11 protein-coding genes are annotated in these 14,870 nt (G+C 64.8%); 1 reads left to right on the top strand and 10 read right to left on the bottom strand.

The window, feature by feature from the left end:
- The first annotated feature begins 59 nt into the window (after positions 1–59).
- A complete protein-coding gene (locus tag K408_RS0126185) occupies positions 60–512 on the top strand; it encodes a nuclear transport factor 2 family protein (RefSeq protein ID WP_024341427.1) in 453 nt (150 codons plus the stop codon).
- A 111-nt stretch (positions 513–623) separates the two neighbouring features.
- Here K408_RS0126185 and K408_RS0126180 read toward each other — a convergent pair whose 3' ends face one another.
- From K408_RS0126180 to K408_RS0126135, 10 genes are all read right to left on the bottom strand, one after another.
- Positions 624–815: a hypothetical protein gene (locus tag K408_RS0126180; protein ID WP_024341426.1), complete on the bottom strand. Its 192-nt coding sequence runs from the start codon at positions 813–815 to the stop codon at positions 624–626.
- Between the two features lie 220 nt (positions 816–1,035).
- Positions 1,036–1,446, bottom strand: coding sequence for an acyl-CoA thioesterase (locus tag K408_RS0126175; RefSeq protein ID WP_024341425.1), 411 nt, complete (start codon positions 1,444–1,446; stop codon positions 1,036–1,038).
- Positions 1,447–1,453: 7 nt separating this feature from the next.
- A complete protein-coding gene (locus tag K408_RS0126170; RefSeq protein WP_024341424.1) occupies positions 1,454–3,550 on the bottom strand; it encodes a 3-hydroxyacyl-CoA dehydrogenase NAD-binding domain-containing protein in 2,097 nt (698 codons plus the stop codon).
- Position 3,551: 1 nt separating this feature from the next.
- Positions 3,552–4,835 carry an acetyl-CoA C-acetyltransferase gene (locus K408_RS0126165; protein ID WP_024341423.1) on the bottom strand — a complete coding sequence of 428 codons (1,284 nt, stop codon included), beginning with the start codon at positions 4,833–4,835 and terminating at the stop codon, positions 3,552–3,554.
- Positions 4,835–7,102, bottom strand: a complete 2,268-nt coding sequence (locus tag K408_RS0126160) for an acyl-CoA dehydrogenase (protein WP_024341422.1) — start codon at positions 7,100–7,102, stop codon at positions 4,835–4,837. Before K408_RS0126160 ends, K408_RS0126165 begins: the two co-directional genes overlap by 1 nt.
- Positions 7,103–7,409: 307 nt before the next feature.
- Positions 7,410–8,033, bottom strand: coding sequence for a flavin reductase family protein (locus K408_RS0126155; RefSeq protein ID WP_024341421.1), 624 nt, complete (start codon positions 8,031–8,033; stop codon positions 7,410–7,412).
- Positions 8,034–8,201: 168 nt separating this feature from the next.
- Positions 8,202–8,801 (bottom strand): TetR/AcrR family transcriptional regulator, encoded by a 600-nt coding sequence (locus tag K408_RS0126150; RefSeq protein WP_024341420.1) that lies wholly within the window; start codon positions 8,799–8,801, stop codon positions 8,202–8,204.
- Positions 8,802–8,835: 34 nt separating this feature from the next.
- Positions 8,836–11,973 (bottom strand): efflux RND transporter permease subunit, encoded by a 3,138-nt coding sequence (locus K408_RS0126145; protein ID WP_024341419.1) that lies wholly within the window; start codon positions 11,971–11,973, stop codon positions 8,836–8,838.
- Between the two features lie 222 nt (positions 11,974–12,195).
- Positions 12,196–13,302, bottom strand: a complete 1,107-nt coding sequence (locus K408_RS0126140; RefSeq protein ID WP_024341418.1) for an efflux RND transporter periplasmic adaptor subunit — start codon at positions 13,300–13,302, stop codon at positions 12,196–12,198.
- A gap of 222 nt (positions 13,303–13,524) precedes the next feature.
- The gene (locus K408_RS0126135) at positions 13,525–14,865 is read right to left on the bottom strand and encodes an MFS transporter (protein WP_024341417.1); all 1,341 of its coding nucleotides are present in this window, start codon (positions 14,863–14,865) and stop codon (positions 13,525–13,527) included.
- Positions 14,866–14,870: the final 5 nt, after the last annotated feature.

Below are 14,870 nucleotides of genomic sequence, written 5' to 3'. Positions count from 1 at the left end.
CACTCGACAAGTCCGCGGGCGACTGCAACACTCCGGCCAAGACCAAAAAGGAGGAAACGATGACGATCAACAGACGTGATCTGGCGCTCTCCACTCTCGCCGTCTCTGCGCTTGCGTTCGCCACGCCAGCACGCGCTGCGTCGGCGGACGAGGAAGCCGTGGCAAGGAAGGTCGAGGCCTTCCGCCTTGCCCAGATCGCGGCGGACCCGAAGGCGCTCGGCGCGCTCTGCGCGGACGAGCTGAGCTACAGCCATTCCAGCGGCAAGGTCGAGGACAAGGCGACCTTCATCACTAACGCGACCGACGGCAAGTCCAAGTTCCTGTCGATCGAATACAAGGAGCCGACCATCAAGGTGGTCGGACCAGCCGCGATCGTGCGCTTCCACTGGCTGGGTGAGCAGGAGATGGCGGCCGATGGGAAAAAAGTGTCGACCAACCTTCACATCCTGATGAACTGGCAGAAGCAGGGCGACGAGTGGAAGCTGCTGTCGCGCGCCGCGACAAAGCTGTGATCAGCACTTCCGGGACGCGGATGACAGGTGCGAGCCCGGAATCTTTTGATCAACATTTTGCAAGGCAAGATGGATTCCGGATCGCGCTTCGCGCCGGAATGACGGCGACGGTTACGCCGCCTCCTTCACGTCACCGTTCACCAACTTGCGCGCGGCCCGCTCGGCCTCGCGGGCGTTACGGAAGAGCTGGCCCTCGAGGCGGTTGAAACGGTGGGACGAGGCGAAGAAGCAGTAGCCCCCTTGAGAGCGAACGACGATACCTGCGGTCTGCGAATTGACTTCGATGATGTAGCTGTCCGGCATGGTCCGTGATTCCTCAGTGCGGGCAAATAACGGCAATCCTGCCCGAAGGTTCCCAGGCATTGGAGGCCGTTTCCACCCCGAATCGACAGGCAATTGAGTACGCCGGGACCTCATCCGTTTTATGACTGGTTCTTGGCGAAGCCGCGACGGGCCGATCTCACCGGCGCCGCGTTCCGTTGCGCCTGCCATGTCGCGGGATGAGGCAGAGCGTCGCGCGCGATTACGTCGCGATCGGCGGACCGTTGCGCTGGATCGCCTGCGGGCGACCGTGATCGTCGATGGAGACGTAAGTGAAATTTCCGTCGGTGACGAGGAACGGATGAAGCTCCTTGCGACGCAACGCCCATGCCTCGAGATGCACGGTCAGCGAAGTGCGCCCGACACGCACGAGATTGGCATAGACCGAGACGAGATCGCCGACATAGACCGCCTTGCGGAAATTCATCGCCTCGATCGCGACGGTCACGGTGCGCGACCGCGCGGCCTTCGAGGCGAACACGCCGCCTCCGACGTCCATCTGGCTCAACAGCCAGCCGCCGAAGATATCGCCGTTGGCGTTGGTGTCGGCCGGCATCGCCAGCGTGCGGATGCAGAGGTCGCCGCTCGGCCCGGTCGTAGCGTGCTCGCTCATGTCTCTCTCACTTGAAGCTGTCCCAGCCAGGATCGGGCGCGAAGCGCTCGCCGAATCGTTCGGCCAGCGCGCGCAGGGTAGACAGGACATTTTCCGCGCCGCGCGTGCGCGCATAGTTCAGCGGGCCGCCGCGGAACGGCGCATAGCCAGTGCCGAAGATCATGGCGCCGTCGACCGCGTCGGCATCGTCCACGATGCCTTCACGAAGCGCTGCGACGCAGACGTTGGACATCGGCAGCACCAGGCGATCGATCATCTGGTCCGTGACTCGCGGACCGGTCTCTGCGAGCGGCGCCTTCTCCGCCTTTCCATCCTTCCAGGTGTAGAAGCCCTTGCCGGTCTTGCGGCCAAGCTCGCCCTTGGCGACCTTCTCGCGCAGCCAGGCCGGGGTCGGCGGGAGGAGATCGCCGAACTTGGTGCGCAGCATGTCGCCGACGTCGAGGCAGATGTCGAGACCGACCTGATCGGCGAGCTCGATCGGCCCCATCGGCATGCCGAACTGCTCGGCCGCGGCGTCGATCAGCCGCTGGTCGACCTTCTCGTCCAGCATCACCATCGCTTCCAGCATGTAAGGCGTCAGCGCGCGGTTGACGAGGAAGCCCGGCGAGCTCTTCACGGCGAGCGGCAGGCGGTCGATCGCACCGACGAAGGCGAGCGCCTGCTTCAGAATTTGCGGATCGTTGCCGTCATGGCTGACGACTTCGACCAGTTGCAGCCGCGACACCGGATTGAAGAAGTGCAATCCGACCAGCCGCTCCGGCCGCGCCAGCGTCATACGCAGATCCTGCAACGGTATGCTGGACGTGTTGGTGGCGAGGATCGCGTCAGGCTTCATCCGGGGCTCGAGCGTGGCATAGACCTTTTGCTTCAGCTCCAGCCTTTCCGGCACCGCCTCGATGATGAGATCGGCATTCCGCACGCCCTCCCCGTCCATGTCGGGGATGAGACGATCGAGCGCGTCGCGCACGTCCGTGCGCTTGCGGATGATCTTGCCATAGAGCTCGGCGGCCCGCTTCACGGCGCCCGCGATCGGCTCCGCCTTCATGTCGGCGAGGGAGACCCGCAGCCCCTGCCCCGCACACCAGGCTGCGATGTCGCCGCCCATGGCGCCGGCACCGATGACATGGACATGCTTGATGGCATTGCCGCCGCCGGCGGCCCTCTTCATTTGCTCACGGAGGAAGAAGACGCGGATCAAATTCTGCGCGGTCGGCGTCACCATCAGCTTGGCGAAGGACGCCTGCTCCGCCTTCAGCATGGCGGCCTTGCTGCCGCCATGAGCCTCCCAGAGATCGATCAGCGCATAAGGGGCGGGGTAATGCTCGCGGGAGGCAGCCTTCGCGGCCTCCGCCCGCATGCGCTTGGCCAGCAGGCCGCGGACCAGCCCGAGATTGGCGGCGCGCGTGAACAGACCTGGCTTTGCCCGCTCCAGGCGTCCGAACAGCGCATCCTTCACCGCGCCGCGGACGTGGCGCTCCTGGGTCACGGCATCCACGAGGCCGAGCGATTTGGCCCGTCGCGCATCGATGGTGCGGCCGGTCAACATCAGAGACATCGACTGCGTGGAATTGACGAGCGTTGTAAAGCGCGCGGTGCCGCCGAGACCGGGATGCAGGCCGAGCATCACCTCCGGGAAGCCGAACCGCGCGCCGTCGATGGCGATGCGCGCCTGACAGGCCAGCGCAACCTCGAGCCCGCCGCCGAGGCAGAAGCCGTGGATGACCGCGACCGTCGGTAGCCTCAAGGCCTCCAGATGGTCGACCACGGCGTGCGCGGCGCGGATGCGCGTCTCCACCACACCGGGGTCGGACACACCGCGGAATTCGTTGACGTCCGCGCCCGCGATGAACCCGGACGGCTTTGCCGATCGGATCACCAGGCCCGCGGGACGCTCGTTCTCGATCGCGGCGAGCACGGCGTCGAATTCCTCCATCACCTCTGAGGAGAGCGTGTTGGCGCTTGCATCGGCGCGATCAAACAGCAGCCAGGCGACGCCGTCGGCATCGCGCGTCAGCTTGAAGTGCTTGTACGGACTTTCCGCAGCAGGCTGGGGTCCCAGCTCCAGCACGCGATCCCCGAGCGCGGTCATGATCTTGGAATCCATGTCACACCGCCTCGATCAGCATCGCGCCGCCGAGACCGCCGCCGATGCATTCAGTGGCGACGCCACGTCGCGTGCCGAGCCGCTTCATTGCGTTGACGAGATGCAGCACGATACGGTTGCCCGAGGTGCCGACGGGATGACCGAGCGAGATGGCGCCGCCGTCGACATTCAGCCTCTCACGCTCGATCTGGCCGGCCGCGCCGTCGAGACCGAGGATCTCGCGGCAGAATTTGTCGTCGTTCCAGGCGGCGAGACAGCCGAGCACCTGCGTGGCAAAAGCCTCGTTCAGCTCCCAGGTCTCGACGTCCTTGATGGTGAGGTCGTTGCGCTGAAGCAGCGGCGTCGCCGACATCACCGGACCGAGCCCCATGATGCTGGGATCGAGCGCAGCCCAGTGGCTGTCGACGATCGCAGCCTTCGGCGTCAGCTTGTGCTTTGCGACCGCCGCGTCCGAGGCGAGGATCACCCACGAGGCGCCGTCTGTGATCTGCGAGGAATTGCCGGCGGTGACCTGTCCCCAGGGACGCTCGAACACCGGCCGGAGCTTTGCGAGTGACTCGACCGTCGAATCCGGCCGCACGCCGTCGTCATGGTCGAAGAACTTGCCGTCGCGGGAGAACGCGGTTTCGACTTCGCCCTTGAGAAACCCGGCGCTTTGCGCATGCGCGAGCCGGCGATGGCTCTCGGCGGCATAGGCATCGGACTGCGCCCGCGTGATGCCAAAGAGATGACCGACGACCTCGGCCGTCTGCCCCATGTTCAGCTCGGTGACGGGATCGGTCAGCCCGCGCTCGAGGCCGATGACCGGCTTGAGATCGCGGGGCCGCAATTTGAACGCAGCCGCGAGCTTGGCGGCCATGCCTCTGGCGGTGGCGAGACCCGCAAACCAGCGCACGCCCGAATTGGGCCAGACCAGCGGCGCATGGCTCAGTGCCTCGGTGCCGCCGGCGAGGATCATATCGGCATGGCCCTCACGGATGTAGCGATAGGCGGTGTCGATCGACTGCATCCCGGAGCCGCAATTGATCTGCACGGTGAAGGCGACCATGTCCTCGCCCATGCCGAGCCGAAGCGCGGCGACTCGGGCGGGATTCATCTCGTCCGCGACCACGTTGACGCAGCCGAGGATGACCTGGTCGAAGCTATCGGGCGCAAACGACTGGCGCGCCAGAAGCGGCCGGCCGCACTGCACGGCGAGATCGACCGGCGTGAACGGCCCGGGCCCCGAGCGCGCCTTCAGGAACGGCGTCCTGCTGCCGTCGACGATGAATACCGGTCGTGCCATCAGCTCGCCGCCCTCTGCTCTCCGAGTTCCTGGAAGAACTGATGCACGTCGCCGGTTTTCTTGTAAATCGGCGACAGCGCCTCAGGCGCGAAATCGTCGACCTCGATCACGCCCCTCACGGCTTCGCGGGCCGCGGCGAGCTGCTCGCCTTCGGCCTGCGTGATCACGCCCTTGGCAACCGCTTGCTTCCAATCGCGGACATGCGCGGCGCGCATGCGCCTGGCGACGGCGTCGGTGCTTGCGACCAGCTCGAACGCGCGCTCGAGACGGGCAAAGCCGCCGTCGTCGTCGACATAAGCCAGATCGGGCGTGAGGCGCTCGCGCGCTGCGGACGGCTCGAGCACGAGGCTCGCGCATTGGTGCACGACCCGGTCGGAGGGGCCGAGCACGCGTGCGCCGAACGGCTGGACCACGAACTTGAGGACAGCTGCGACGAAGCGGTTGGGCAGGTTGGCGAGGATTTCGGCAAACCGGTTCTCGATGGTTTTGAAGCCCGTCGCCATGCACCATTCCAGAGCGGCAAAATCTTCCTTTTGCCTGCCCTCGTCCTGCCAGCGCTTCAGCGCCGCCGAGAGCAGATACAGCTCTGAGAGGATGTCGCCGAAGCGCGCCGACAGCATCTCCTTGCGCTTGAGCGCGCCGCCGAGCGTCAGCAGCGCCATGTCGGCGCAGAGCGCAAAGGCTGCGGAGTAGCGCGAGAGCTGGCGGTAGAATGGCGTGGCGTCGCCCGCATCCGGCGCCGGTGCGAAGGCGCCAAAGGTCCAGCTGCGGCCGAAGGCCCGGAACAGCGTCAGGAAGCTGTGGCCGACATGCTTCCAGAACGCCTTGTCGAAGGCGCCGAGGCCGCGCTCGCGATCGGTATCGGCAAGCGCGTTCATCTCGTCGAGCAGATAAGGATGCGCGCGAATGGCTCCCTGCCCGAACACGATGAGGTTGCGGGTCAGGATGTTGGCGCCTTCGACCGTGATGCCGACCGGCACGGCGCGATGGAGATTGCCGAGATAGTTTTGCGGACCGTCGATCACGGCCTTGCCGCCATGGATGTCCATGGCGTCATCGATCGCAATGCGCATCCGCTCCGTCGCATGCAGCTTCATGATGCCTGAGATGACGGCGGGATGAATGCCGGCATTCAGCGCTGCGCAGGTCAGCCGCCGTGCCGCATCGAGCTGGTACGCGGTCGCAACGATGCGCGCCAGCGGCTCCTCGACGCCTTCGAACTTGGAGATGGAGATCCCGAACTGCTCGCGGATGCGGGCGTAGGCGCCGGTGGTCCGCGCGGCATAGGCTGTGCCCGCGGCAGAGAGCGACGGCAGCGAGATGCCGCGGCCGGCGGCGAGCGCCGTCATCAGCATCTTCCAGCCCTGCCCGAGGCGCTCCTTGCCGCCGATGACGTAGTCGAGCGGAATGAAGACATCGCGGCCCCAATTCGGGCCGTTCTGGAACACCTGCATCGACGGCAGATGGCGTTGGCCGATCTCGACGCCCGGCAGATTGGTCGGGATCAGCGCCACGGTGATGCCGAGTTCGTCCTGGCTCCCCACGAGGTGATCCGGATCATATGCCTTGAAGGCAAGACCAAGCAGCGTCGCGACCGGGCCGAGCGTGATGTAGCGCTTGTGCCAGTTGAGCCTGAGGCCCAGGACTTCGCGGCCCTCGAACTCACACTTGCAGATGATGCCGGTGTCGACCATCGAGGCGGCGTCGGAGCCGGCTTCGGGGCTGGTGAGCCCGAAGCAAGGAATGTCACGGCCGTCGGCAAGGCGCGGCAGCCAGCGCTGCTGCTGCTCTTTCGTGCCGAAGCGCATCAGGAGCTCGCCGGGACCGAGCGAGTTCGGCACCATCACGGTGACGGCCGCGGCGATCGAGCGGGTCGAAATCTTGCGCACCACTTCCGAATGCGCGTAAGGCGAGAAGCCGAGGCCGCCGAACTCCTTCGGAATGATCATGCCGAAGAACTTCTCGCGCTTGACGAAATGCCAGACGTCCGGCGGCAGGTCGCGCCATTCCCAGAAGATCTTCCACTCGTCGAGCATGGCGCAGAGCTCGTCGACGGGACCATTGAGGAAGGCCCGCTCCTCTTCAGTCAGCACGGCCTGCGGCACCTTCAGCAGCTTCGACCAATCCGGGTTGCCGGTGAAGAGATCGGCGTCCCACCAGACGTCACCCGCCTCCAGCGCCTCGCGCTCGGTGTCGGACATCGACGGCAGCACGCCGCGCGCCCAGGAAAAAATCGGCTTTGTGACGGTGTCGCGGCGGAAGCTCATGGCTGACCTCATGCATCGGCGCGGTTGGCGGGTATTTTAGCGGAAAGTGGCCGGTGGAGGCGAACACTTCGCCTGCGACATTGACGCGGCCGGGCCGCCGCTCCGGGACCATAACGGCCAGAGCGTGGGGGCAGTTCCGGGAGGGGGAAGGTTGGCCGCACCGGTCCCCCACCGTCATTCCGGGGCAAGCGAAGCGCGAGCTATGGTGCGCAATTGCGCACCCGAGAAGCCATCGTCCGGCGGAGGTTGGCGGGTGAATGGATTCCGGGCTCGCGCCTGGCGGCGCGCCCCGGAATGACGGAGTGGCCTAATCCGGCCGGATCATCTCGAACATGTTTTCCGGCTTGATCTCGAAATAGTCGCCGCGGCGGCCGGCGCGGACGATGGGGCGGGCCGCGGCGGTCTGGTAGACGCCGTCCTTGATCAGGGCCTTGTCGATGTAGACGGCGACGACCTCGCCGAGCGTCAGCCAGGCATCGGCCTGCTTACCGTCGGCGCCTTTGAGGCGGACGATGTCGGACACCTTGCACTCGAAAGCAACGGGGCTCTCGCCGACGCGCGGCACGTTGACGAGCTTGCCCGGGACGGCGGTGAGCCCGGCAAGCTTGAACTCGTCGACCTCAGGAGCGACATGCGCGGCGGTCGCGTTCATGTGCTTGGCAAGATCCATGGTCGTGAGATTCCAGACGAACTCCCTGGTCTGCTCCATGTTCGAGACCGTGTCCTTCCAGTTGGTGGAGGAGAAGCCGATGATCGGCGGCACGTAGCAGAACGCATTGAAGAAGCTGTAGGGCGCCAGATTGACGTGGCCCTTGGCGTCGCGGGATGAGATCCAGCCGATCGGCCGCGGCGCGATGATGGCGTTGAAGGGATCGTGCTTCAGGCCGTGGCCCTTGGAGGGCTCGTAGAAATACAGGTCTTTATCGGTCACGCGCTTGCTTCTCCGTACTCGTCATTGCGAGCGCAGCGAAGCAATCCAGAATCCCTCCTTAGGAACAGCCTGGATTGGCTTCGCTGCGCTCGCAATGACGGGGTTTGTTGATCCGTCCTTGCCCGCCACGGGCAGCAATTCGCTTATAGGAGAAATTGCCCCGCCCCGTCAGTGGCGCGGCGACAGACCGGTGATGACGAAATCGATCATCTGGTCGATGGTCGGGCCGGGCTTGGTGGCGCACTGGGCGATCATCTGGGGGTGGAAGAAGCGCATCATCGCGGTGCACGAGCAGAGCGCAGCCAGTTGCAGGTCGGGCGCCTCAAACTCGCCGGAGGCGACGCCTTGCGCGATCATCTGGCCGACGACGCCGGCGATACACTCCATATGATTGACGCAGACCTGCCAATCCTCCTGCATCGCGATCTCGACCATCTCGTGCAGCTTGTTGTCACCGACATAGCGCTCGGTGTTCATGCGGTGGATGGTGGTGAGCAACTCGCGAAAGCGCTCCCTGACCGGCCCGGGCTTTGCGACGATCCGCTGGGCCTCAAGCTCGACCTCGCCCATCAGCGAGCGTGCCACCGCCTGATGGATCGCCTTCTTCGATTCGAAGAAGCGATAGACGTTGGCGGGGCTCATCCGGAGCTCCTTGGCGATATCGCCGACCGTGGTCTTCTGGTAGCCGATCTGGCGGAACAGCCGCTCGGCCACCTCGAGAATACGGTCCCGGGTGTCGCCTTCGATATGTTCCGCAACCAGTGTCATCTGTCAGGACTCGTCAATCTGCACTTCATCTCACTTATTCAGCCGCTTCAGCAAGCGGAATTGCCGGATGTTCATCGCTGCCATGCTGCGACGCGGCAGGCTGTTCGACTGAACCAGCCTCGTCCAGGCTCTTCCTGAACCACAGCGCATAGAGGCCCGGCAGGTACAATAGCGTGAGGAAGGTCGCGACGAACAGGCCGCCCATGATGGTGATCGCCATCGGGCCCCAGAAGGCCGAGCGAGTCAGCGGGATCATGGCGAGAATGGCGGCCAGCGCCGTCAACACCACCGGACGGGCGCGGCGGACGGTGGCCTCCACGATCGCCTCGCGCCGGGTCAGGCCGTGCGAGACGTCGGTCTCGATCTGGTCGACCAGGATGACCGTGTTGCGCATGATCATGCCGGCGAGCGCGATCAGCCCGAGCAGCGCAACGAAACCGAACGGCGCGTTGGCGACGTTGAGGCCAAGCGAGGCGCCGACGATGCCGAGCGGCGCGGTCAGGAACACCAGGATCAGGCGCGAGAAGCTCTGCAGCTGGATCATCAGCAGCGTCAGCATCACCATGACCATCACCGGGAAGAGGATGAAGATCGAGGCATTACCCTTGGCGGATTCCTCGAACGCGCCGCCCGGCTCGATCCGGTAGGCCGGCTCGAGGTGATCCATGATCGGCTTCAGCTTCGGCGTGATCTGGTTGGTGACATCGGGCGCCTGTACGCCGTCGACGACGTCGGAGCGCACGGTGATCGCCATGTCGCGGTTGCGCCGCCACATGATCGGCTCTTCGTGGGCATACTCGATCCTGGCGATCTGCTGCAGCGGCACGGCCACCCCGTTGCGCGATGTGATGGTGAGATCGCCGACGCCGCCGAGGTCGAGGCGCTCGGACGGGATCGCACGGGCCACTACGCCGACCTTCTCGATGCCGTCCCGCACGGTCGTGACCTGCGAACCCGAGATCAGCATCGCCAGCGCCTGCGAGACGTCCTGAGGAGTCAGGCCCATGGCGCGGGCGCGGTCCTGGTCGACGACGAGCTTGAGGTAGGGCGACTGTTCGTTCCAGTCGAGCTGGACGTCCTTGACGCTCTTGTTCTGGCGCATGACGTCGCGGACCTGGTAGGCGATTTCGCGCACCTTGTTGGCATCCGGGCCGATCACACGGAACTGCACGGGGAAGCCCACCGGCGGGCCGAAATTGAAGCGGTCGACGCGAACGCGCGCCTCTGTCAGCATGCCATCGGCGACCGCATTCTCGATCTTGGCCTTGATGCGCTCGCGTGCCTCGACGCCCTTGGCGACGATCACGATCTCGGCGAAGGCCTCGTTCGGCAGTTGCGGATTGAGGCCGAGCCAGAAGCGCGGCGAGCCCTGGCCGACATAGGACGTGTAGGTCTCGATGTCCTTGTCGTCCTTCAGCAGCGTCTCGGCCTTCTTCACCGCCTTCTCGGTGACGTTGAAAGCGGTGCCCTCGGGCAGGCGGAGCTGGAAGAACAGCTCGGGTCGCTCCGACAGCGGGAAGAACTGCTGCTGGACCTGGCCGAAGCCGACGATCGAGGCCACGAAGACGCCGACGGTCGCCACCACCACGGTGATGCGATGGTTGACGCACCATCGCACGATGGCGCGCAGGCCCCGATACATGCGGGTCTCGTAGACCGCATGCGGATCGTGGTTGTGATGCGCCTTCATGTCGGGCAACAGCTTGACGCCGATATAGGGGGTGAAGATCACCGCCACGAACCAGGACGCGACCAGCGCGATCGCCACGATCCAGAAGATGCTGCCGGCATATTCGCCGACCGCTGAATTGGCGAAGCCGATGGGGAGGAAGCCAGCTGCGGTCACCAGCGTTCCCGTGAGCATCGGAAACGCAGTCGATTCCCAGGCAAAGGACGCCGCGCGCATGCGGTCCCAGCCCTGCTCCATCTTCACCACCATCATCTCGACCGCGATGATGGCGTCGTCGACGAGCAGGCCGAGCGCGATGATCAGCGCGCCGAGCGTGATGCGATGCAGGTCGAGCGACATCGCGTTCATGACGATGAAGACGATACCGAGCACGAGCGGCACCGACAGCGCAACCACGATGCCGGTGCGCCAACCAAGCGCCAGGAACGAGACGAACAGCACGATGACGAGCGCCTCCATGAAGGAGCGCACGAACTCGCCGACGGCGTGCTCGACCACCTTGGGCTGGTCGGCGATCAGCTTGACATCGATGCCCTGCGGCACGGCCTTCATGAAGTCGGCCGTCGCCTTCTCGACCTCCTTGCCGAGATCGAGGATGTTGGCGCCCTTGGCAGTGACGACGCCGATGCCGATCGCCGGCTTGCCTTCCTGCCGCACGACGAAGCTGGGCGGATCGACGTAGCCGTGAGTGACGGTGGCGATGTCGCCGAGGCGGAACACGCGGCCGTTGCTCTCGACCGGCGTCTCGGCCACGGCCTTGGCGCCGTCGAGCGCGCCGGTGACGCGCAGCGGCACGCGCTGCGAGGAGGTCTCGACCGTACCGGCCGGGGTCACGTTGTTCTGCTTGGCGAGCGAATCGAACAGCGCCTGCGGCGTGATGCCGAGCGTGGCAAGCTTGGCATGGCTGAACTCGACGAAGATGCGCTCGTCCTGATTGCCGTAGACGTCGACCTTGGTCACGCCCGGCACCTTCAGCAGTCGCTGACGGAATCCTTCCGACACCTTCTTGAGCTGGGCATAGTCGGCGCCGTCCCCGGTCATCATGTACAGGATGGAATCGACGTCGGAGAACTCGTCGTTGACGACGGGCCCCAGAATCCCCGCAGGCAACTGGCCCTGCACGTCGACCAGCTTCTTGCGCAGGAGATAAAAGAGATAAGGCACGTCCTTCGGCGGCGTGTTGTCGCGGAAGGTGACCTGGAGCGCGGTGAAGGCGGGCTTGGAATAAGTCTGCACCTTCTCGAAATAGGGCAGCTCCTGGATCTTCTTCTCGATGGGATCGGCGACCTGGGTCTGCATCTCCTGCGCGGTCGCGCCCGGCCAAATCACGGAGACGTTGACCACCTTCACCGTGAAGAACGGATCCTCGGCGCGGCCGAGCTTCTGATAGGAGAAGAAGCCGGCGGCGCCGAGCACGATCATCAGGAAGAGAACCAGCGTCTGATGGCTCACGGCCCAGGCCGAAAGGTTGAAGCGCTTCATCGCTCTCTCCGAAAGACGATCCAGTTGCAAAAACGACAGCCGCTCTGTTCAAACCGTCATCGCGAGGCAGCGAAGCAACCCAGGGGGCTGGGCAGGTTCTGGATCGCTTCGCCGCTTCAGCCCCAGCATTTGCGCTCGGGCCGAAACTCGCCTTGCAAGGACGGAACTTACTCTTCACGTCATTCCGGGCGCCCCGCAGGGCCGGCCCGGAATGACGGGTAGTTAGAAAGACAACGACGACACGATCCGCACCCGCTGGCCGGGATCGAGCTTCTGAACGCCGAGTGCGACGATCTTGGCGCCCTCTTCCACGCCGCCGGTGATGACGACGTCCTTGCTTTCATAGGACTTCACCGTGACCGGCTTCAGCGAGACGTTCCCATTGTCGTCGACGACGTAGAAGGAGGGTTTGCCGCCTTCGTTGAACAGCGCCGACAGCGGCAGTCGCGCGACCCGCTCGGTCGCGGCATCCGACAGCGTCAAGGTCGCCGTCATGCCGAGCGAGACCTTGTCGTCCGCCTCGGGCAGCGAGAACTTCGCCAGATAGGTGCGGGTGGCCGGATCGGCGGCAGGCGCGATCTCGCGCAGCTTCGCCGCATACTTCTTGTTCGGCTCGGACCAAAGAGTGACGCTGGCGACGCCCGACTTGGCGCGTCCGACCAGCGTCTCAGGGATCGCGACGACCGCTTCCTTTTCGGCAAAGCGGGCGACACGGATCGAAGCCTGGCCCGCGGCAACCACCTGGCCGGGCTCGATCAGCGTTGCGGTGACGACGCCGCGGGCGTCGGCAGCGAGCGTCGCGTAGGAAAGGGAATTCTTGGTCAACTCGACCGAGCGCTCGGCCCGATTGAGGCGCGCACGGGCTTCATCGGCGGCAGCGCGGCTTGAATCCAGCTGCGCATCGGTGGTCCAGCCCTTGGCCTTCAGATCCTTGGCACGCTGCTCGGCTGCAGCGGCCTGGGCCAGAACGCCGGTGGCGGCGGTCTGCTCGGCGACGGCCTGCTCAGCCTGCAGCTTCAGGTCGACCTCATCGAGGGTCGCGAGCGGCTGGCCGACTTCAACCGTCTGGCCGACCTCGACCAGGCGTTTGGCGACCTTGCCGGCGACGCGGAAGCCGAGATCGCTCTCGATGCGCGGCCTGATGGTGCCGACAAAGCTGCGCTCCGGCGTTTCGGCATTATAATTCGCGGTCGCCACCAGAACCGGGCGCGGCGGCTCAGCCTTCTCGGCGACGGTATCATTGCACCCGGTCAGCACAGCGGCCATCAGGGCGAGCGACACTCCCGCCAACAGCCTGGAATAGCTCGATAAAACCGACCTGACGAACATCGGCGAACACTCCTGCATCTCAATTGCAGGAACTGTCGACTAACTAGTGACGAAAGTCAATAATCGTCAGTCATCAGGAATGCGTGATCGTTAAGGGGTGGTGGGATTGAGAAGCCACGTCGAAAAAGTCCCATTGCAGGGACGGGCAAGGTGTGGCGTCAGCTTGCGAAGGAGATGAGGTGGCATGGCGCACAAGAGCGCGTTTTCCACCTCCGGACATTCCTACCGCCCGTGGCCAGCGAACTCGTGCTTGCTGTCGTGGCCGCCGACGAAGACCAGGAGGCCGGCGATCAGGGGCAGCACCGCGAGCACCAGCAGACCCGTCGAAGTCTGGCCAGTGGCTTCCTTGACCCAGCCGATCAGGTACGGTCCGCCGAAGCCGGCGAGATTGCCGATCGAGTTGATCAGGGCGATGCCGCCGGCCGCGGCCGTGCCGGACAGCCAGGCAGTCGGCAGGGTCCAGAACACGCCGAAGCAGCAGAACACGCCGATCGCGGCCACCGTCAGCGCCACCATCGTGAGCGTCGGATCCGCGAGATAGGAAGAGATGCCGAGCGCAACCGCGGTGAGCAGCAAGGGCGCGCCGACATGCATCACGCGCTCGCGCGTCGCATCCGAATGCCGCGCCCACAAGATCATGGCGATGGTGCCGAACAGATAGGGAATCGCCGTGACGAAGCCGGTCTGCGCGTTGGTGAGGCCGAACGCCTTGACGATCTGCGGCAGCCAGAACTGCATGCCATAGAGCGCGCCGACGAAGCCGAAATAGATCAGGCTGAGCGCGATCACCTTCGGCGAAGACAGCGCTTCACCGAGCGAGAAATGCTTCACCGCCTGCTTGGCCGCGATTTCCGAGTCGAGCTTGGCCTTGAGCCACGCCTTCTGCTCGGCCGAAAGCCAGTCCGCCTTCTCCGGCTTGTCGGTGAGATAGAACCAGGTGACGATGCCGAGCAGCACGGACGGGATGCCCTCGATGATGAACAGCCACTGCCAGCCCTTCAGCCCCATCATGCCGTCAAGCCCGAGCAAGAGGCCCGAGATCGGCGCCCCGATCACGGTCGAGACCGGCACCGCAATGGCGAAAGCTGCGAGGAAGCGGGCGCGATATTCGGCCGGATACCAATAGGTGAGATAGAGAATGATGCCGGGGAAGAAGCCGGCCTCGGCGACGCCGAGCAGGAAGCGCAGGACATAGAAGCTGGTGACACCGCTGACCATGGCCATCAGAGCGGAGATGATGCCCCAGCTCACCATGATGCGGGCGATCCAGCGGCTCGCGCCGAACTTCTCAAGAGCCAGGTTGCTCGGCACCTCGAAGATGAAATAGCCGATGAAGAAGATGCCGGCGCCCCAGGAGAAGATCAGTGGCGTGAACTTCAGATCCGCATTCATGGTCAGCGCGGCGAAGCCAAGATTGACCCGGTCGAGATAGGAGAAGAAGTAGGCCAGAACCAGGAATGGAATCAGGCGCCAGGAGATCGCACGGATGGTCGAGGTCTCGATGTCGCTCTTGTTGGCGTTCTTGGCACCGCCGGCGGAACCGGCGTAAGTGGTTTGGCTCATGGCTT

The organism is Bradyrhizobium sp. in8p8 (genome assembly GCF_000426845.1).
Lineage (GTDB): Bacteria > Pseudomonadota > Alphaproteobacteria > Rhizobiales > Xanthobacteraceae > Bradyrhizobium > Bradyrhizobium japonicum_C.
Note: the sequence above shows the minus strand (reverse complement) of the source record. Positions and strands in the feature narration are given on the sequence as shown.